Annotated in this window: 15 protein-coding genes; 8 read left to right on the top strand and 7 right to left on the bottom strand. The window is 71.3% G+C overall.

Annotated features, from left to right (window positions below):
• Nucleotides 1-12 precede the first annotated feature (12 nt).
• The 6 genes from ACZ5NW_RS33625 to ACZ5NW_RS33600 all read right to left on the bottom strand — a co-directional run bounded on the left by ACZ5NW_RS33625 (nucleotide 13) and on the right by ACZ5NW_RS33600 (nucleotide 7,891).
• Nucleotides 13-1,020: a LacI family DNA-binding transcriptional regulator gene (locus ACZ5NW_RS33625; protein ID WP_468747794.1), complete on the bottom strand. Its 1,008-nt coding sequence runs from the start codon at nucleotides 1,018-1,020 to the stop codon at nucleotides 13-15.
• Entirely contained in the window at nucleotides 1,020-3,269 is a 2,250-nt protein-coding gene (gene yicI, locus ACZ5NW_RS33620; RefSeq protein ID WP_468747793.1) for an alpha-xylosidase, read from the bottom strand. The genes ACZ5NW_RS33625 and yicI overlap by 1 nt, the downstream gene beginning before the upstream one ends.
• An 11-nt stretch (nucleotides 3,270-3,280) precedes the next feature.
• Nucleotides 3,281-4,105: a carbohydrate ABC transporter permease gene (locus ACZ5NW_RS33615; RefSeq protein WP_468747792.1), complete on the bottom strand. Its 825-nt coding sequence runs from the start codon at nucleotides 4,103-4,105 to the stop codon at nucleotides 3,281-3,283.
• On the bottom strand, nucleotides 4,102-5,070 hold the full coding sequence (locus tag ACZ5NW_RS33610) for a carbohydrate ABC transporter permease (protein ID WP_468747791.1): 969 nt from the start codon (nucleotides 5,068-5,070) through the stop codon (nucleotides 4,102-4,104). Before ACZ5NW_RS33610 ends, ACZ5NW_RS33615 begins: the two co-directional genes overlap by 4 nt.
• Entirely contained in the window at nucleotides 5,067-6,356 is a 1,290-nt protein-coding gene (locus ACZ5NW_RS33605) for an ABC transporter substrate-binding protein (protein WP_468747790.1), read from the bottom strand. Before ACZ5NW_RS33605 ends, ACZ5NW_RS33610 begins: the two co-directional genes overlap by 4 nt.
• A 218-nt stretch (nucleotides 6,357-6,574) precedes the next feature.
• A complete protein-coding gene (locus tag ACZ5NW_RS33600; protein ID WP_468747789.1) occupies nucleotides 6,575-7,891 on the bottom strand; it encodes an MFS transporter in 1,317 nt (438 codons plus the stop codon).
• An 83-nt stretch (nucleotides 7,892-7,974) separates the two neighbouring features.
• On the opposite strand from ACZ5NW_RS33600, the gene ACZ5NW_RS33595 reads away from it, so the two are divergent.
• The 4 genes from ACZ5NW_RS33595 (at nucleotide 7,975) to ACZ5NW_RS33580 (ending at nucleotide 12,812) form a co-directional block, all read left to right on the top strand.
• Complete coding sequence (locus ACZ5NW_RS33595) at nucleotides 7,975-8,940, top strand: LysR family transcriptional regulator (RefSeq protein WP_468747788.1); 966 nt, start codon at nucleotides 7,975-7,977, stop codon at nucleotides 8,938-8,940.
• A 507-nt stretch (nucleotides 8,941-9,447) separates the two neighbouring features.
• Nucleotides 9,448-9,999 (top strand): hypothetical protein, encoded by a 552-nt coding sequence (locus ACZ5NW_RS33590; RefSeq protein ID WP_468747787.1) that lies wholly within the window; start codon nucleotides 9,448-9,450, stop codon nucleotides 9,997-9,999.
• Between the two features lie 173 nt (nucleotides 10,000-10,172).
• Nucleotides 10,173-11,561, top strand: a complete 1,389-nt coding sequence (locus ACZ5NW_RS33585) for a nitrate/nitrite transporter (protein ID WP_468747786.1) — start codon at nucleotides 10,173-10,175, stop codon at nucleotides 11,559-11,561.
• A gap of 99 nt (nucleotides 11,562-11,660) precedes the next feature.
• Entirely contained in the window at nucleotides 11,661-12,812 is a 1,152-nt protein-coding gene (locus tag ACZ5NW_RS33580; protein WP_468747785.1) for a uroporphyrinogen-III synthase, read from the top strand.
• Nucleotides 12,813-12,857: 45 nt separating this feature from the next.
• On the opposite strand, the gene ACZ5NW_RS33575 is transcribed toward ACZ5NW_RS33580, so the two are convergent.
• The gene (locus tag ACZ5NW_RS33575; protein ID WP_468747784.1) at nucleotides 12,858-13,373 is read right to left on the bottom strand and encodes an anthrone oxygenase family protein; all 516 of its coding nucleotides are present in this window, start codon (nucleotides 13,371-13,373) and stop codon (nucleotides 12,858-12,860) included.
• Nucleotides 13,374-13,542: 169 nt separating this feature from the next.
• Between ACZ5NW_RS33575 and ACZ5NW_RS33570 the strand changes: the two genes are divergently transcribed.
• From ACZ5NW_RS33570 to ACZ5NW_RS33555, 4 genes are all read left to right on the top strand, one after another.
• Nucleotides 13,543-14,217, top strand: a complete 675-nt coding sequence (locus ACZ5NW_RS33570) for a CGNR zinc finger domain-containing protein (protein WP_468747783.1) — start codon at nucleotides 13,543-13,545, stop codon at nucleotides 14,215-14,217.
• A 218-nt stretch (nucleotides 14,218-14,435) separates the two neighbouring features.
• On the top strand, nucleotides 14,436-15,020 hold the full coding sequence (locus ACZ5NW_RS33565; protein ID WP_030167252.1) for a sigma-70 family RNA polymerase sigma factor: 585 nt from the start codon (nucleotides 14,436-14,438) through the stop codon (nucleotides 15,018-15,020).
• Between the two features lie 59 nt (nucleotides 15,021-15,079).
• Nucleotides 15,080-15,862 (top strand): anti-sigma factor family protein, encoded by a 783-nt coding sequence (locus tag ACZ5NW_RS33560; RefSeq protein WP_468747782.1) that lies wholly within the window; start codon nucleotides 15,080-15,082, stop codon nucleotides 15,860-15,862.
• 64 nt (nucleotides 15,863-15,926) lie between these two features.
• The gene (locus ACZ5NW_RS33555) at nucleotides 15,927-18,362 is read left to right on the top strand and encodes a HelD family protein (RefSeq protein ID WP_468747781.1); all 2,436 of its coding nucleotides are present in this window, start codon (nucleotides 15,927-15,929) and stop codon (nucleotides 18,360-18,362) included.
• The last annotated feature ends 264 nt before the right edge of the window (nucleotides 18,363-18,626 follow it).

Genomic DNA, 18,626 nt, shown 5'->3' with positions numbered 1-18,626 from the left:
CGCGGGTCGGGGTCACGCGGGTCGTGGTGCGGTGCTCTCCCTCCGGGTCAGCCGGGGCGGCAGCAGCGTCGCCTCCGGCACGGGCTCGCCGCCCAGCTTCGTCATCAGCAGCTCCACGGCCCGCTCGCCGACCTCCGCCGACGGCAGCGCGACCGAGGTGACCGGCACCCGTACGCCTTCCGCGAGTTCGTCGGGGCAGATCGCGGTGACCGACAGATCGCCGGGCACGCCGAGGCCGAGCTGCTCGAAGGCGTCGATCAGGGGTTCCAGGAGGGGCTCGTTGTGGACGACCACGCCGGTCAGCGCCGGCTGGTCCCGCAGCAGCCGTTCCGCCACCTGGCGGGCGGCCGCCGGGGACGCCTCGCAGGGATGGACCGCCGAGGCCAGCCCGGACCGGTCGGCGGCCGCCGTGAAGCCCTGGACGACCCGCTGCGCGAACGCCGTCCCGCGCACGTACACCTCGGGCGGCGAGCCCACCAACGCCACGACGCGATGCCCGAGTTGCGCCAGATGCTCCACGCACACCTCGCCCGCCGCCTTGAAGTCGAGGTCGATGCAGGTCAGTCCGGCGGGGTCCTGCGGGAAGCCGATCATCACGCTCGGCCGCTCCAGCGAGCGCAGCAACGTCAGCCGGGGGTCGCGCAGCTGGACGTCCATGAGGATCAGCGCGTCCACGAGTGCCGTGTCCGCGACCCGGCGCAGCCCCTCCTCGCCCTCCTCCTGCGTGAGCAGCAGTACGTCGTGGTCGTACCGCCTGGCCGCCGTCACCACGGACACCACGAACTGCATGACGACGGGGACGTGGATGCCGGCCCGCAGCGGGACGACCAGCGCCAGCACGTTGGAGCGGCTGCTCGCCAGGGCTCGCGCGCCGGCGTGCGGGCGGTAGCCCAGTTCCCGGATGGCCGCCTCGACGCGCCGCCGGGTCTCCTGGGAGATGGGGCGCTTGCCGCTGAGCGCGTACGACACCGTGCTGGGCGAGACCCCGGCGTGCCGCGCCACATCGGTGATCTTGACCATCAGACCTCCAGACTGAGGAAGCCCGTGCCCGCCTCCGCCCGCGCCACCCGGTCTCCGGCCGCCAGCGCCCAGGGGACGGAGGGATCGCTCGCGGACGCCCGCAGCGTGTTCCCTTCGCGTACGACGGTGAAGGTGCCGTCGCCGACCCGCACCGTGACCCGGGCGCCGGGCCGCAGGCCGTAGGCGCGCAGGGTGACCCCGTCGGCGTGCGGGTAGTCGGGCCGGTCGGCGATCGCGCCCACCGGGATCACCGCGCCGGGCCGGACCAGGAGCGGCACGCTGAGGAAGTCGTGCCTCTCGCGCACCCAGCGCGGCCCGGTGACGGTCCGCCCGGTCACGAAGTGGGTCCAGGTGCCCTCCGGGACGTAGTACGTGACCTCGCCCTCGTCGCTGAAGACGGGGGCGACCAGCAGATCGGAGCCGAGCAGGTACTGGCGTTCGAGGTGCGCGCAGCCGGGGTCGTCCGGGAACTCCAGGACCATGGCCCGCATCACCGGCACGCCCTCCTCGTGGGCGACGCGCGCGGCCTCGTACAGGTAGGGCATGAGACGCAGCTTCAGCCGGGTGAAGTGGCGCAGCACGTCCACCGACTCCTCGTCGAACAGCCACGGCACCCGATAGGAGGAGCTGCCGTGCAGCCTGCTGTGCGAGGAGAGCAGCCCGAAGGCCAGCCAGCGTTTGAACAGCGCCGGTGTCGGGGTGCCCTCGAAGCCGCCGATGTCGTGGCTCCAGTACCCGAAGCCGGACAGCCCGAGCGACAGCCCGCCGCGCAGCGACTCCGCCATGGACTCGTAGGTGGCCTCGCAGTCGCCGCCCCAGTGCACCGGGAACTGCTGGCTGCCCGCCGTCGCCGACCGGGCGAAGACGACCGCGTCGCCCTCGCCCCGGTGCTTGCGCAGCACCTCGAAGACGGTGCGGTTGTACAGGTAGGTGTAGTAGTTGTGCATGCGCTCCGGGTCGGAGCCGTCGGACCAGGCGACATCGGTCGGCACGCGCTCGCCGAAGTCGGTCTTGAAGCAGTCGACGCCCTGCGCGAGCAGCGCCTCCAGCTTCGTCGCGTACCAGTCACGGGCGGCGGCGCTGGTGAAGTCGACCAGGGCCATGCCGGGCTGCCACAGGTCCCACTGCCACACCGATCCGTCGGGTCGCCTCAGCAGATGCCCGAGCGCCTTGCCCTCGGCGAACAGCGGGGAGCGCTGCGCGATGTACGGGTTGATCCACACGCTGACCCGCAGGCCCTTCGCCTTCAGCCGGGCCAGCATGCCCTCCGGGTCGGGGAAGACACGGGGGTCCCACGCGAAGTCGCACCAGTTGAACTCCCGCATCCAGAAGCAGTCGAAGTGGAAGACGGACAGCGGCAGTTCCCGCTCGCGCATGCCCTCGATGAAGGAGGTCACCGTCTCCTCGTCGTACGAGGTGGTGAACGACGTCGACAGCCACAGCCCGAACGACCAGGCGGGCGGCAGGGCCGGGCGGCCGGTGAGGGCGGTGTACTTGCGCAGGATGTCCTTGGGGGTGGGGCCGTGGATCACGTAGTACGTCAACCGCTGTGTCTCGGCGCTGAACTGGACCCGGGAGACGGTCTCCGAGCCGACCTCGAAGCTGACCTTGCCGGGGTGGTCGACGAAGACGCCGTAGCCCGCGTCGGTCAGATAGAACGGCACGTTCTTGTAGGCCTGTTCGGTCGCGGTGCCGCCGTCGGCGTTCCAGATGTCCACCACCTGGCCGTTCTTGACCAGCGGGCCGAAGCGTTCGCCGAGGCCGTAGACCGAGGTGCCCACCGTGAGCCCGAGCTGTTCGCGCAAGTAGTGGGCGCCGGTGGCGTCCCGCATGATGCCCATGCTCTTGGGGCCGCTGCTGGTGAGCGTCCGTCCCCCCGCCAGGAAGTCGACGCGCCAGGGCCCGGTGCGGGCCACCCGGACCGACAGCGCGCCGGAGGTGAGGGTCGCGGTGTCGTCGTCGTAGGAGATCTGCGGGGTGAACTCCTCGGTCCGCACCTCGAACGCGGGGACGCGCGGCCGGTCGCCGTCGAAGTGGGTGAAGGTGACGCCGATGACGTCGGGCATCGGGGCGTGCGCGCTGATCGTCACGACCGGTCCCTTCAGCAGGTCGCCGCGGTGGCGGATCGGCTGGGTCGGCGCGTGGATCTCCAGCGCGCCGCCCTCCGTGGCCGTGACGTCGAGGACCTCGGCCGGGTGGGCCGCGGTGACGCCCTCGCGCAGCAGCCAGTAACCATCGGTGAACTTCACGTGGGGGGTCCTTACTTGACGGCGCCCACCGCGATGCCGCGGGTGAGCGTGCGCTGGAAGACGAGGAAGAACACAAGCGCGGGCAGGACACCGAGCAGCGCGGCCGCGTTGGTCATCGTGGCGTCCATCAGCCGCTGGCCCTGGAGGACGCCGAGGGCCACCGACACCGTCTGGTTGTCGTTGGAGATCAGCATGACCAGCGGGAGCAGGAACTCGTTCCACGTCCAGATGAAGAAGAAGACCAGCAGGACGCCGAGCGTGGGGCGGCTGACGGGGACGACGATCCGCCACAGGATCTGCCACTTGTTCGCGCCGTCGATCCGGGCCGCCTCGATGATCTCCCGGGGGAACTGGCTCAGCACGGAGGAGAGCAGATACGTGCCGAAGGCCGACTGGATCACCGTGAACACGATGATCACGCTGAGCCGGGTGTCGTAGAGGCCGGCCTGCTTGCTCAGGTAGTACACCGGGTAGACCAGCGCCTCCTGCGGCAGCATGTTGGCCAGCACGAAGAAGGCCAGCACCCAGGTGCGGCCCTTGATCCGGCCGATGCCGATCGCGTACGCGTTCAGCACGGACAGGACCACCGCGAGGAGCGCCACCGAGCCGCTGATCAGGGTGGAGTTGATCAGCTTCTGGCTGTAGTCGACGCGCTCCCAGAAGTCCTTCAGGCCGTCCAGGTAGAGGCCGTCGGGCAGGCTCAGCGGGCCGTTCTGGGAGTACTCCGCCGGGGACTTGACGGCGTTGATCGCGACGATCAGAAACGGGACGATCATGAACAGGGCGCCGATGCACAGAGCGATCAGGACCGGGTAGCGGCGCAGGGCTGTCGTCATGCGCGGGCCCCTTCCTCCGCGTCCTCCGCCCGGGTCTGGAGCTTCAGCCCGACCAGGGCGAGGGCGAGGATGATCACGGTCAGCACGGTGGAGATCGCCGCGCCGTAGCCGACCTGGGTCTTCTCGAAGAAGGTGGTGAAGGAGAAGTACGACGGCACGTCCGTCGCGCCGCCCGGGCCGCCCTTCGTCAGCACGTACACCGCGCCGAACACCTTCAGCGCGGCGATCGAGCACCACGTCAGGACGACGTAGATCTCCGGGCGGATCTGCGGCAGCGTGATGTGCCAGAAGCGGCGCCACCAGCCCGCCCCGTCCAGCTCGGCCGCCTCGTACAGCTGCGGGTCCACCCGCTGCAGGCCCGCCATGAAGACGACCAGCGGGAAGCCGATCTGCACCCACACCATCACGCCCATCACGCTGTACAGCGCGAGGTCGGGGTCGCCCAGCCAGTCCTGCTGCCAGGACTCCAGGCCGATCGCCTTCAGGAGTTCGTTCAGGGAGCCGTTGTCGGGGGCGAGGATCCAGCTCCAGACGATGCCGGCGACCGCGATCGGCAGCACCTGCGGGAGGTAGAAGCAGGCCCGCAGCACGGCCGCGACCCTGCTGCCGAAGTGCTTGCCGACGAAGTCGAAGAGGGCGGCGGCCAGGACGAGTCCGAGCGCGGTCGGGATCACCGCCATCGCCACGACCATGAACAGGCTGTGCCGGAACGACGCCCAGAACTCGGAGTCGTCCATCAGCTCGCGGTAGTTGGCGAGTCCGGTCCAGTGGGGGCTGCCCACGCCCTGCCAGTCGGTGAAGCCGACATAGGTGTTCATCGCGAACGGCACCACCACGACCGCCAGGAAGGCGAGGGTGCCGGGCAGCAGGAACAGGGCGTAGGAGGAGCGGGGGCGGCGCGGGGGCCCGGCCGGGTGACCGGCCTTGCGGGCCCCCCGCGCGTCCCGTGCGACGGTGACCGTCATCGCTTCGGCGCGCCCTTGTCGTAGGCGTCCTGGAGGGCGTCCAGATAGCCGTCCGGCTTCTCGCTGTCCGTGATCAGCTTCTGGGTCTGGGAGACCAGGACGTCGTAGTAGCCGGGCACCGGCCAGTCCGGGTAGAAGGCCAGGCCGTCGCGCTGGGAGAGGGTGTTGAAGTTGTCGATGAGCTCCTTCGACTTCGGTTCGGTGATGGCGCTCGCGTCGGCCGCGACCGGGACACCGCCCTTGTTGCCGAGCAGGTTCTGGATCTTCTTCGACATGGTGATGTCGATGAAGTCGTAGGCGAGCTCCTTGTTCTTGGCGCCCTTGGGGACGACCCAGATGTTGCCGCCGGAGCCGGGGCTGAGGTTCGTGCCGGGCCACAGGAAGGTGCCCCAGTCGAACTTCACCTCGTCGACGAACCGGCCGTACCACCAGCTGCCGGAGAAGAAGATCGGCGACTTGCCCTGGATGAAGGAGACGCCCGCGTCCTCGGCCTTGGTGCTGCTGGAGGTCTTGGCGATGTAGCCCTTCTTCACCCAGTCGGCGAAGGTCTCGGCGGCGTAGGTCCAGGCGGGGTCGTGGAAGTCGGTCTTGCCCTTGTAGAGCTGGTACGAGTCGACCCAGGCGCGGTCGGCCTTCGACAGGGCGAGCTGGTAGAGGTACTGCTGGGCCGGGTACTCGGCGCCGGCGTCGGCCAGCGGGGTGACCTTGTTCTGGACGAACTTGTCCATCGCGGCGGTCAGTTCGTCGAACGTCTTCGGCTCGGCGATCCCGTACTTCTTGAAGAGGTCCTTGTTGTAGTACACCATCGTGTACTCGGCGTAGTTGGGCACGCCGTACCACTTGCCGGAGCCCATGACCCCGTTGGTGTCGTACACGCTGGTGGTGCGGACGCTCGCGCTGAGCTTCTTGTCCCAGCCGCGGGTCGTGGCCTCCTGGGTGAGGTCGGTGAGCAGCCCCTGCTTGGACAGCAGGCCGGCGGACGCGTTGCCCTTGAGGTACTCCATGACGTCGGGCGCGTCGGAGGAGTTGAGGACCATCGGGGCGGTCTTCTGGATCTGTTCGAAGCCCTTCGACTCGAACTCCACCTTCACACCCGGGTGCGTGGCCTCGAACTCCTTGATCGCCTCCGTCCAGGCCGCGCCCATCGCGCTGTTCGGAGCCTCGTAGTGCCACAGCCGCAGGGTCTTGGAGCCGGACGAACCGCCGTCGTCCGAGCCCCCGCAGGAGGTCAGGAGCAGCGACCCGGCCAGGATCACCGCGCCCGCCGCCCCACGCCTTCGTGCCATCACACGCCTTCGTGCCGTCAACATCCAGTGCCTCCTGGGGAGTCGGATGGGTCTCGGGCCCAGGGGGCCCTTCGGGGCAGGGCGTCGTTCATCGGAAGCGAGACGACGGCAACGGGGAGGCGGCCGTCGAATCGATTCGATGAAAGACGTCGAAGCGCTTCGACGGAGGAAGGTATGTAGGGGCTGGGAGCCCGTCAATGGGTCCGGCAGGAATTGGGTCAAGCGATTCGACGGGCGAGCCCGATCAGCAGCGCGGTGCCGGCCGCTGCCGCCGGTACGGCGAACCCGGCCACCGGGGAGGCGTGTTCGACCACGAAACCGCCGGTCGCCGAGCCGCAGCCGATGCCCGCGAGCAGTCCGGTGACCATCAGGCTCATGCCCTCGTTCAGCCGGCCCTCGGGGGTGCGGTGCTGGACGACCGTCATCGAGGTCACCATCGTCGGCGCGGTCGCCATGCCCGCCACCAGCAGCGCCGCCGCGAGCGCCAGGAGGCCGCCGGGGGCGCGGGTGGACAGCAGCGGCAGCCACATCAGCGCGGCCATCGCCAGCAGACACCACCGCAGCCGCCGCTCGGCCGGACCGGCCGGCCGCAGCGCCCCGTAGAGCAACCCGGCCGCGCAGGAGCCGACCGCCTGGAGGGTGAGGACCGCGCCCGCCGCCGTGCGGTGCCCGAGCGCGTCCGCGTACGCGACGGTCACCACCTCCATCGACCCGAACACGGCACCGGTGGCGACGAACCCGGCCAGCAGCGGCGGGATCCCGCGCACCCGCAGCGGCGACGGCCCCCGGTCCCGGCCGGCCGGGCGCGGCGGCGGCTCGGTCCCGCGCTGGGCGGCGAACAGCAGCATGCCGGCGACCAGCAAGGACACGGCGGTCACGGCGCCCGCCTCGGGGGCGACGGTCCCGCACAGGAAGGCCGCCAGGACCGGACCCAGCATGAAGCACAGCTCGTCGGCCGCCTGCTCGAAGGAGTTCGCCGTGTGCAGCGCCTCGGGGTCGTCCCTCAGCAGATGCGCCCAACGCGCCCGGGACAGACCGCCGATGTTGGGGATCGTCGCGGTCGCGGCGTACGCGAGGAACCAGGTCCACACCGGGGCGCCGCAGCGGACGCACAGGAGGAGGGCGACGCTGCCGAGGGCCGCGACGAGCGTCGCCGGTACGGCGACCCGCGCCTGCCCGTGTCGGTCGACCAGGCGGGCGACATACGGCCCGGCCAGCGCGGTCGCCGCGAGACCGGTGGCGGAGAGGGCGCCCGCCAGCGCGTACGAGCCGCCGGCCCCGACGATCATCAGGATCGCGCTGATGCCGAACATGCCCATCGGCAGACGCGCGAGGAGATTGGCACCGGTGAAGGCGCGGGCGCCGGGCAGGGCGAAGAGGCGGTGGTAGGGCGTGCGGGCGGCTTCGGCGCGTCGCGAACCGCGGTGGTGTGCGGTCTCCTTGACGCGGGGCGTGAGATCGATCGCGACGAGTGTGTCGGCGGTGGTGGTCAGCAGGGGCGTACGGTCCGGGGGCGGTATCTCCGAGGGCGGCATGGATCAACAGTCGGGCCGGGACGATCAAGGCGTCCAACACCTTCCCGGGATCGATTGACGCACCCCTGTTGTAAATTCGCCGGATGCCCGCCCACCTCGACCTCCGGCTGCTGCGCGCCTTCCTCGCCGTCGCCGAGGACCTGCACTTCAGCCGCGCCGCCGCACGCCTTTACGTCGCCCAGCAGGCGCTCAGCCGTGATGTGCGGCGGCTGGAGCGGGAGTTGGGCGCCGAACTGTTCGTACGGACCACGCGGCAGGTGACGCTGACGCCCGACGGGGAGCGGCTGGTGCCGCACGCGCGCCGGGTGCTGGCGGCCCAGGAGGAACTCCTCGCCGCCTTCCGCGAGGCCCGCCCGCTGCTCGTGGACGTCAACTCGCCCGGCCTGGTCACCGGACGCCGGGTGCTGGAACGGGCCCGGCGCATCGCCCCCGACCAGGAGCTGATGGCCCGCTACGAGAGCGGGCTGACCTGGGCGGCCGCCGAGATGCTCGCGGGGCGGCTGGACGCGTCGTTCGGACGGTACGCCGGTCTGGAACCGGCGCTGCGGGCGGGGCTGGAGCACCAGCCGGTGCGCTACGAGCCGATGGCGGTCGTGCTGCCCGAGGACCACCCGCTGGCCGCCCTCACCGAGGTCCCGCTCGCCGAACTGGCGGGGGAGCGGGTCTACGCCGGCGCCGGCAATCCCCGCACCCCGGAGTGGACGGACCTCGCGCGGCGGCTGTTCGAGGGGCGGGGCATCGAGATCGCGCCGCCCGCCCCGCTCGCCGTCGGGGACGAGGAGTTCCGGCGGATCATCGCGAAGAGCCGGACTCCGGTGCTCGCCGTGGTGGGCTTTCCGGCCATGCCCGGAACCGTGTCCCGGCCGCTCGTCGATCCCGTCCCGCTGTCGCCGGTGTCGCTGGTGTGGCGAAAGGGGCTGGTCCATCCGGCACTGGACGCGCTGCGGCGGGCGGCGGCCGAGGTCGCGGAGGAAGGATCGTGGCTGCGGGTGCCCGTGGAGGGGTGGATTCCGGCCATCGACATGAGCATGACCTCTCACCATAAATGACACATCCCGTACACGGGGGACATGTCTGCGCTAGATTCGTCGACCTGAGCACGGTGGGCTGAAAGGGGCGTGCGGGACCGGGTGGGGGACCGGTTCGGCCGATGTGTGCTCAAGGTCGTATGCGCACCCTGAACTGTCCTGTTGGGGGGAAGTGCGCACATGACGAACTGGCGAGACGGGCGAGACGAAACCCGGCCCGAGTGGCCCGGAGCGGCCGAACCCGAGTGGCCCGAGCCTGCGGCACCGACGAGCGAGGTGCCGGTTCAGCGGGGTGGGCGGGTGTCTGAATTCGAGCGGTGCTCGGAGGATGACGGGGGTGGGGTGCGGGATCCCTGGGAGGCGATCGGTGCGAGGGGCGGGGCGCTGTCGGGTGGGGGTGATCCGCCCCGGTGGGGCGTCGGTGATCCGGCCCGTCCCCTCGGTCGTGGCCGGGTGCGTGACCCCGATGGGGTGACCGTTCAGCGGGACTCGCCGCGTGCCGCGCCGCGCGCCGTTGAGGGGTCCGGCGTGCCCGTCGTCGTCGGCGAGTCCGGCCGCCGTAGCCGTACCTTCCGCCGGATCGGCATCACCGTCGGCCTCGGCTGCGGGGCCTACGCCGCCGTCGTCGTCGGCACGCTGCTCTCCGGCAACGCCGGCGTTCCCTGGCTGCCCGGGCCGGGGCAGGACGACGGGCGGCACGCCGGTCACGTCGACAGCAGCACACCGCCCTTCTCGTCGGCGGACCCGCAGCCGGCGGACGCGGTACTGCCGGGCGGGACGGGGGCCCGGGTCACGGGAAGCGACCGGGCCCGGTCCAGGAGGAGTACGGCGCCCAGCGCCTCCGCCGGTTCCATGGCCTCGCCGAGCGCCTCCGCCGCCGTACCGGGGCCGTCGCCGAGCGGGTCCGTCGCGCCGACCGGTGCCGGGCCGAGCGGCGGCCCGTCGCCGTCGGCCCCAGGCGGTCCCTCGGTGGAACCTCCTCCCGTCTCGCCGCCGGTGAGCAGCCCCGCCGTCCCGCCTCCGAACAGATCGCCGTCACCGGCACAGGGGTCGACGACGACGCTGGCGGACGGGGCGTAGGACGGCGGCCACCCTCCGGGCGAGGGCCGGACCTCTCATCACGCCCCCGCCGGAGGTGAGAGCAACGTTCCCTTCCGGTCACTCACAGGCACAGCGGCGAAACGCGCTCTCCCTACCGTCAGGACTCAGCCACTCCTAGTCACACCCGAGTCCCGGAGCACCGTGGAGGCGTCATGACAGCCCCGAGTACCGCGCCCGCCCCGCCTTCCTCGCACAAGGGAGGCCGCTGGATCGAGCACTGGGATCCGGAGAACGAGACCTTCTGGCAGCAGACCGGCGAGAAGATCGCCCGCCGCAACCTCGCCTTCTCGGTCCTCTCCGAGCACATCGGCTTCTCGATCTGGACGATGTGGTCCGTGCTGGTGCTGTTCATGGGCCCGGAGTACGGCCTCACACCGGCCGACAAGTTCCTGCTCACGTCGGTGGTGACCCTGGTCGGCGCGACCGTACGGGTGCCGTACACCTTCGCCATCGCGCTCTTCGGCGGCCGGAACTGGACCATCATCTCCGCCGCGCTGCTGCTCATCCCCACCATCGCCGCGTACACGGTGATGGAGCCGGGGACCTCCTTCGACACCTTCCTGCTGGTCGGCCTGCTGGCGGGCATCGGCGGCGGCAACTTCGCGTCCTCGATGACCAACATCAACGCCTTCTTCCCGCTCCGCAAGAAGGGCTGGGCGCTCGGTCTGAACGCGGGCGGCGGCAACATCGGCGTCCCGGTCTTCCAGCTGGTCGCCCTCGCCGTCATCGGCGCCAATGGCGGACCCCGCGTGCTGCTCGGGATCTACATCCCGCTGATCGTGATCGCCGCCGTCCTCGCCGCGCTGTACATGGACAACCTGACGTCCGTGAAGAACGACACCGGCGCCGCCAAGGACGCCGCGAAGGACGCCCACACCTGGATCATGTCCTTCCTCTACGTCGGCACGTTCGGGTCGTTCATCGGCTACTCCTTCGCCTTCGGGCAGGTGCTGACCAACCAGTTCGGCCGTACCCCCCTCCAGGCCGCGTACGTCACCTTCATCGGCCCGCTGCTCGGCTCCCTGATCCGCCCCCTCGGCGGCTGGCTCGCCGACCGCTACGGCGGCGCGAAGATCACCCTCTACACCTACGTCGGCATGGCCGCCGCCACCGGCGTCCTGATCTTCGCCAGCATGCGGAAGTCGCTGCCGCTCTTCGTCGCCGTCTTCGTGGTGCTGTTCATCCTGACCGGCCTCGGCAACGGGTCGACGTACAAGATGATCCCCGGCATCTTCCAGGCGAAGGCCCTCGCCAAGGGGCTCCAGGGCGAGCAGGCGGCCGCCTACGGCCGACGCCTGTCCGGCGCCTCCATGGGGCTGATCGGCGCGGTTGGCGCGCTCGGCGGCGTCGGCATCAACCTGGCCTTCCGGCAGTCCTTCCTCTCCTACGGCACCGGAACCGGCGCTTTCGTCGCCTTCCTCGCCTTCTACGGGGTGTGCTTCGTGGTTACCTGGGCCGTATACCTTCGCCGCCCGGTCGGCGCGGCGGAGATCACTTCTGCCACAGAGACGAAGCAGCAGCTCAGCTATGCCGAGGTGTGACGTAACACCGTCGACATGAAGGGGAACCGAGCCTGTCACGCGCCGTTGACAGGCTCGGTCGGCATGTAGGTGCAACGACTCGAATGCGGGACGACAGCCATGTACGAGGAACAGCAGCGACCGGACCACGGGCCCCTGGCGGGCTTCACCGTGGGCGTGACGGCCGCGCGCCGAGCCGACGAACTGGGGGCGCTGCTCCAGCGACGCGGTGCCGCCGTCCTGCACGCGCCCGCCCTGCGGATCGTGCCGCTCGCCGACGACGGGGAGCTGCTCGCGGCGACCAAGGACCTCATCGACCAGGTGCCGGACGTGGTGGTGGCGACCACCGCCATCGGGTTCCGGGGCTGGATCGAGGCCGCGGACGGCTGGGGGCTGGGCGAGGAACTCCTGGCGCGGCTGCGGGGCGTGGAACTGCTCGCGCGTGGACCCAAGGTGAAGGGCGCCATCCGGGCCGCCGGGCTGACGGAGGAGTGGTCACCGTCGAGCGAGTCCATGGCCGAGGTCCTCGACCGGCTCCTTGAGGAGGGCGTCGAGGGCCGCCGTATCGCCGTTCAGCTGCACGGGGAGCCGGTGCCCGGCTTCGTGGAGGCGCTGCGGGAGGGCGGGGCGGAGGTGGTGGGCGTGCCGGTGTACCGCTGGATGCCGCCGGAGGACCTAGCGCCGCTGGACCGCCTCCTGGACGCGGCCGTCTCCCGCGGCCTGGACGCGGTGACCTTCACCAGCGCACCGGCGGCGGCCTCGCTGCTCTCCCGCGCGGAGGAGCGCGGCCTGTTGCCGGAGTTCCTCGCCGCCCTCCACCACGACGTCCTTCCGGCCTGCGTCGGCCCGGTCACGGCCCTGCCGCTCCAGGCGAGGGGCGTGGACACGGTCCAGCCGGACCGCTTCCGCCTGGGCCCCCTCGTCCAGCTCCTGTGCCAGGAACTGCCCGGTCGCGCCCGGTCGCTGCCGATCGCCGGGTACCGGGTGGAGATCCGCGGCCACGCGGTCCTGGTCGACGGCGACCTCAAGCCCATACCGCCAGCGGGCATGTCCCTCCTGCGCGCCCTGTCCCGCCGCCCGGGCTGGGTGGTCCCCCGCGCGGACCTTCTGCGCGCGCTGCCGGGCGCGGGCCGCGACGAACACGCCGTCGAAACGGCGATGGCCCGCCTCCGCACGGCCCTGGGCACCCCGAAGCTGATCCAGACGGTGGTCAAACGCGGCTACCGCCTGGCCCTGGACCCAGCGGCGGACGCGAAGTACGCGGACACGTGAGCGCCGGGCGGAGATCACCGGGAGCGGCAACCGCACGCGGGCACGTCACCGCGACTCCCGCCCGAACATCACCAGTCCCCGTGCCAGGCAGCCCACCGCCACCGTCGACAGCACCGCCCGCACCACGTTCCATCCCACCCACGCGTCCTCGAACCGCTCCCGCAGGGCCGACGGATCGCCCGCCCCGGCCAGCTGGTTGTTGAGGGGGATGTTGAAGAGCACCGTCACCGCGAAGGCCAGGACGTAGGCCGTCAGCCCCGCCCACACCCACGCCCGGCATCGCGTCGCCCTCAGCTGCCACGCCGACACGCCCGTCAGCACCAGCGCCCCGAAGAAGCTCAGGAAGAACACCGGGTTCTGGATCACCTCGTTGATGTCCCGCATGACCCTCACATACGTACGGTCGTCGCTGCGGGCGAGGGCCGGCATCACCGCGCACGCGAAGATGTAGAAGGTGCCGGCGGCGAGGCCGGTCGTCACGGTCGCCGCGGTCAGGAGCGCCGCTCCGGCCGTCGGCCTGCGGAGCCCTGCCGTTGTCGTGGGAGTCGTTGTCGTCGTCATGTGTCCAGGCAACCGTTTCCGCCCCTGCCCCGGCCATCGCCCGGACGCGCACGCGCATACGCCGTCGTCCACGCGCGCGGGTACGAGGGGTTCCGGGCGCGGCGGCGGGCGGGCACTGTGAGAGGGAAGTGTTCCCACCGGCTGTTCCTCCTGGGGCGGTGACAGGCACATGGCACTGGGTGTGGTCACGGGACCGTACGAGCCGCGGTTCGACACGGGGCGGATCTGTCTGGACCTGCTGGCCACCGCCCATCCCGTCGAACGGCTCGACTCCACGCCCCGGTTGTGCGCCTGGATCACCGGCTCCGGACTCGTCCCCGAGGCGACCGCCCTCGACCGCGCCGACAGCGCGTGGCTCGTGGGGTTCAGGGAACTCAGGGGGCAGGTGGGGCAGTTGGTGCGACCTTTCCTCACCGCCGACGGTCCGTCGTACGAACGCCCCGCCGCCGACCGTCCGCCGTACGAACGCCCCACCGGCGTCCCGTCGTACGACCTCGCCCTCGCCCGCGTGAACGAGCTGGCCCGCGCGGCGCCGCCCGCCCCTCGCGCCGTACGGGATCAAGACGGTCGTCTGACGCGCGAGTTGGCCGCGCCGCCGGACTGCCCCGCGCTGCTCGCCGTCGTCGCGCGGGACGCGATCACGCTGCTCACCGATCCCGCCGCCCGAGCCGGTCTCAGGCAGTGCGAAGGCGACAACTGCCCCATTGTGTACGTCGATACATCAAGGGGACGGCGCAGGCGCTGGTGTTCCAGCGAGGTGTGCGGGAACCGTGAGCGTGTGGCCCGCCACCGACGCCGCACGGCCCGCACCGGAACCGTTGCTTCCGGTGCTTTGGCGAAGTGATTTCGATAACACCCCGTTTCCGGAGTCGATGGCCTGGGCATCCGGCGCGATCGCGCTGATGTGGCGAAAATGTAAAGGATTCGGTGGGGGTATGTGGTCTCATGTCCCCCCTCGTGACGTCACTTCGAAGAAAACTGTCGACTCACTTTGAACACGCGACCGGCTCCCTGCGTACGGATGGTGGAGCGACCGACTGGGGGAACCCCCGGACACCGGAGGTGGGCGTGCGCAAGGATGCGGCCGTGGCCAATGAACGTGGATCGAGGGCCCGACATCGCATGTCCTCACAGCCCTCGGAACCAGATGAGGAGCTGATGCGTGCGCTCTATCGCGAGCACGCCGGACCCCTCCTTGCTTATGTCCTTCGACTGGTCGCCGGTGACCGGCAGCGCGCCGAGGACGTCGTGCAGGAAACGCTCATCCGTGCCTGGAAGAACGCCGGCCAGCTCAATCGAGCGACCGGATCGGTACGCCCCTGGCTGGTGACGGTCGCACGCCGCATCGTCATCGACGGCCACCGCAGCCGGCAGGCCCGGCCGCAGGAGGTCGACCCGTCGCCGCTGGAGGTCATCCCCGCGGAGGACGAGATCGACAAGGCGCTGTGGCTGATGACGTTGTCGGACGCGCTCGACGACCTGACCCCGGCCCACCGGGAGGTCCTCGTCGAGACCTATTTCAAGGGGCGTACCGTCAACGAGGCGGCCGAGACGCTGGGCATTCCCAGCGGCACCGTCCGCTCTCGGGTGTTCTACGCCCTGCGGTCGATGAAGCTGGCTCTGGAGGAGCGGGGGGTGACGGCGTGATGAGCATTTACGGGGGTATGCAGGGATTCGGAGCGGGCGGTTCGGGTATGTCTGGCGGCATGCAGGGACCCAGGCCCGGATCTCCGACTCCGAGCGAACACGAGACCGTCGGCGCCTACGCCCTCGGGATCCTCGACGACGCCGAGGCAACCGCTTTCGAGGCACATCTCGCCGGCTGCGAGTGGTGCGCCCAGCAGCTCGACGAGCTCGCCGGGATGGAACCCATGCTGGCCGCCCTCGCGGACCTGCCGGGCTCCGGCACTCCCGCGATCGGCGACTCCCTCTCCGCCAAGCCCAGCCCACGGCTGGTGGAGCGGCTGGTCGACGAGGTGTCCGAGCGGCGCGCCCAGAAGCGCCGGCGCTCCTTCTACCTGGTCGCGGCGGCGGCCGCCCTGATCGTCGGCGGACCCATCGGGGTCATGGCGGCGACCGGCGGCGACAGCGGCACGTCCGACGGGCCGAAGACGCTCGCCTCCTCCGCCAAGGCCGCCTTCGAGAGCGTTCCCGCGGCGGACAAGGTGACCGGGACCGACACGTCCACCAAGGTCACGGGCAGCGTCGGCACCACCCAGAAGGCGTGGGGCACCCAGACGGTCCTGGAGCTCAAGAACGTCAAGGGCCCGCAGAAGTGCTCCCTCATCGCCGTCGGCAAGAACGGCGAGCGGGAGACCAGCTCCTCCTGGTCCGTCCCCGAATGGGGCTACGGCGTCCCGAACGCCAAGACCGAGCAGTCCAAGAGCCCGCTGTACGTCGAGGGCGGCGTGTCCTTCCAGCCGAACGAGATCGATCACTACGAGGTCATGACGTTCGACGGGAAGAAGCTGGTCCAGATCGACGCGTAGCTTCCACGCACGGGTCCCCTTCGCGTACGGTTGACGGCTGCCCAGCACGTCAGAAGGGGGCCCGGTGGCCGCTCAGGCTCAACAGGAAACCGCGCTCGACCCTGTTCGCGGCCCGGTTCACGCGTCGGCTCACGAGCCGGCTCATGACTCGGTCCGGGACCGGGAGATCAGCGTCGAACAGGAACACCTCGACCGGGTCTACCGGCGCCTCGAGGAGAAGATCCACGAGGCCGAGTTCCTCATGAACGACGCCGCCCAGCGCGGCCAGGTCGGCACGCCCGGCGCCCTCGCCGAGCGCGACGCCCAGGTCTTCCGGGCGGGCATCCACCTCAACCGGCTCAACAACGAGTTCGAGGACTTCCTCTTCGGCCGGATCGACCTCCTGCTCGGCAAGGACGGCAAGAAGGGCCCCGACGGCGCCTACACCGCCGTGGAACCGGCCGAGGGCGCCGTGCGCGGCGACAACACCGCCGACATCGCCGAGACCCTGCACATCGGGCGCATCGGGGTCCTGGACCAGGACTACTCCCCGCTGGTCATCGACTGGCGGGCGCCGGCCGCCGCGCCCTTCTACCGCTCCACGCCCGTGGATCCCGGCCGGGTCGTACGCCGCCGGGTCATCCGCTCCAAGGGGCGCCGCGTCCTCGGCGTCGAGGACGACCTGATGCGGCCCGAGCTGACCGCGTCCCTCGACGGCGAGAAGCTGGCCGTCGTCGGCGACGGCGCCCTCATGGCCGCGCTCGGCCAGGCCCGCAGCCACACCATGCGGGACATCGTCGCCTCCATCCAGGCCGAACAGGACCTGGTCATCCGCGCCCCCGCCGCCTCCGTCACCTACGTCGAGGGCGGCCCCGGCACCGGGAAGACCGCCGTCGCGCTGCACCGCGCCGCCTACCTCCTCTACCAGGACCGGCGGAGGTACGCGGGCGGCATCCTGATCGTCTCGCCCACCCCCCTGCTCGTCGCCTACACCGAGGGCGTGCTGCCGTCCCTGGGCGAGGAGGGCCAGGTCGCCATCCGCGCCATCGGCTCCCTCGTCGACGGCGCCGAGGCCACGCTGTACGACGCCCCCTCCGTGGCCCGCGCCAAGGGGTCGTACCGGATGCTGAAGGTGCTGCGGAAGGCGGCCCGGGGCGCGCTGGAACTCGGGCCCGGGGCCGGCGCCGCCGCCTCCTCCGGCCGGCCCGCCGTCGACGAGGACTCCGACGCCTCCGCGCGCGTGCCCGCCGAGACCCCCACCCGGCTGCGCGTCGTCGCCTTCGGGCGGCGGCTGGAGCTGGAGCGGGACGCGCTGGAACGTATCCGCCGCACCGCCCTCGGCGGTACGGCGCCCGTGAACCTGCTGCGTCCCCGCGCCCGCAAGCTGCTGCTGGACGCCCTGTGGGAGCAGTCCGGCGCCGCCACCCGGCACACCGACCCCGAACTCGCCGCCGAGCTGCGCTCCTCCTTCGACGAGGACATCACCGGCGAGGACTCCTTCACCGCGTTCCTCGACGCCTGGTGGCCCGAGCTGACGCCCCGGGCCGTGCTCGCCGCGATGGCCGACGAACGGCGGCTGGGCCGCTGGGCGCGCCGGATCCTCAACCCCGGCGAGGTCCGCCGCGTCGCCCGCTCGCTCCGGCGCGACGGTCTCTCCGTGCACGACATCGCGATGCTCGACGAGCTCCAGGCGATCCTCGGCTCCCCGGCCCGCCCGCGCAGGAAGCGCGAGCTGGACCCGCTCGACCAGCTCACCGGCCTGGAGGAGCTGATGCCGGTGCGCGAGGAGTCGCAGCGCGAGCGCGCCGAGCGACTGGCCGCCGAGCGCGTCGAGTACGCCCACGTCATCGTCGACGAGGCCCAGGACCTCACGCCGATGCAGTGGCGGATGGTGGGCCGCCGCGGCCGGCACGCCACGTGGACGGTCGTCGGCGACCCGGCCCAGTCCTCCTGGTCCGACCCCGACGAGGCCGCCGAGGCCCGCGACGAGGCCCTCGGCACCCGCCCGCGCCGCCGTTTCCAGCTCACCGTGAACTACCGCAACCCGGCCGAGATCGCCGAGCTGGCCGCGCGGGTGCTGGCCCTGGCCATGCCCGGCGCCGAGTCGCCGTCCGCGGTGCGCTCCACCGGCGTCGTACCGCGCTTCGTGGCGACGGACAGGCGCGGCGGCGCGGGCGCCCGGGACGCCCTGGGCGCCACTGCGCGGGCGGAGGCCGAGCGGCTGCTGGGGCGGGTCGACGGCACGGTCGGCGTGGTCGTCGCGATGAACCGGCGCGAGGAGGCCCGGCGCTGGCTCGACGGGCTCGGCGACCGGGTCGTCGCCCTCGGCAGCCTGGAGGCGAAGGGCCTGGAGTACGACGCGACGGTCGTCGTCTCGCCCGCGGAGATCGCCGACGAGAGCCCGGCGGGACTGCGGGTGCTGTACGTGGCGCTGACCCGGGCGACCCAGCAGCTGACGGTCGTCTCCGGCGAGCGCGACGACCCGGACGCGGCGGGCGTGCCGGACCTGCTCAGGGACTGACGCGTGAGCCCCGTTCCCGTGAACTCCGTGAGCCCCGTTCCCGTGAACTCCGCGGACGGGAATGGCCTCGCGGGATCTGTTTGTTAGCCTGGGTGTGACACCGGCTCGATCCAAGCCCCCGGGCCCAACCTTCGTCCCTCAGAGGGACCACTTGCCGCGAGGCGAGCATGGCGGGTCGGTGTCATTGACCTGACGAGAGGCCCACGTCCGTGTGACGTGGGCCTCTTTCGTCATGAACAAAACGTTCGCAAGTCCTGGGCCGCT

The sequence above is a fragment of the Streptomyces sp. NPDC032126 genome, from assembly GCF_055580085.1.
Note: the sequence above shows the minus strand (reverse complement) of the source record. Positions and strands in the feature narration are given on the sequence as shown.

What these genes read in the sequence shown, in the direction of transcription:
- ACZ5NW_RS33625 (WP_468747794.1), bottom strand. Translation starts at nt 1,020, where the DNA reads ATGGTCAAGATCACCGATGTGGCGCGGCACGCCGGGGTCTCGCCCAGC.
- ACZ5NW_RS33615 (WP_468747792.1), bottom strand. Translation starts at nt 4,105, where the DNA reads ATGACGACAGCCCTGCGCCGCTACCCGGTCCTGATCGCTCTGTGCATC.
- ACZ5NW_RS33610 (WP_468747791.1), bottom strand. Translation starts at nt 5,070, where the DNA reads ATGACGGTCACCGTCGCACGGGACGCGCGGGGGGCCCGCAAGGCCGGT.
- ACZ5NW_RS33605 (WP_468747790.1), bottom strand. Translation starts at nt 6,356, where the DNA reads ATGGCACGAAGGCGTGGGGCGGCGGGCGCGGTGATCCTGGCCGGGTCG.
- ACZ5NW_RS33600 (WP_468747789.1), bottom strand. Translation starts at nt 7,891, where the DNA reads ATGCCGCCCTCGGAGATACCGCCCCCGGACCGTACGCCCCTGCTGACC.
- ACZ5NW_RS33595 (WP_468747788.1), top strand. Translation starts at nt 7,975, where the DNA reads ATGCCCGCCCACCTCGACCTCCGGCTGCTGCGCGCCTTCCTCGCCGTC.
- ACZ5NW_RS33585 (WP_468747786.1), top strand. Translation starts at nt 10,173, where the DNA reads ATGACAGCCCCGAGTACCGCGCCCGCCCCGCCTTCCTCGCACAAGGGA.
- ACZ5NW_RS33580 (WP_468747785.1), top strand. Translation starts at nt 11,661, where the DNA reads ATGTACGAGGAACAGCAGCGACCGGACCACGGGCCCCTGGCGGGCTTC.
- ACZ5NW_RS33575 (WP_468747784.1), bottom strand. Translation starts at nt 13,373, where the DNA reads ATGACGACGACAACGACTCCCACGACAACGGCAGGGCTCCGCAGGCCG.
- ACZ5NW_RS33570 (WP_468747783.1), top strand. Translation starts at nt 13,543, where the DNA reads ATGGCACTGGGTGTGGTCACGGGACCGTACGAGCCGCGGTTCGACACG.
- ACZ5NW_RS33560 (WP_468747782.1), top strand. Translation starts at nt 15,080, where the DNA reads ATGCAGGGACCCAGGCCCGGATCTCCGACTCCGAGCGAACACGAGACC.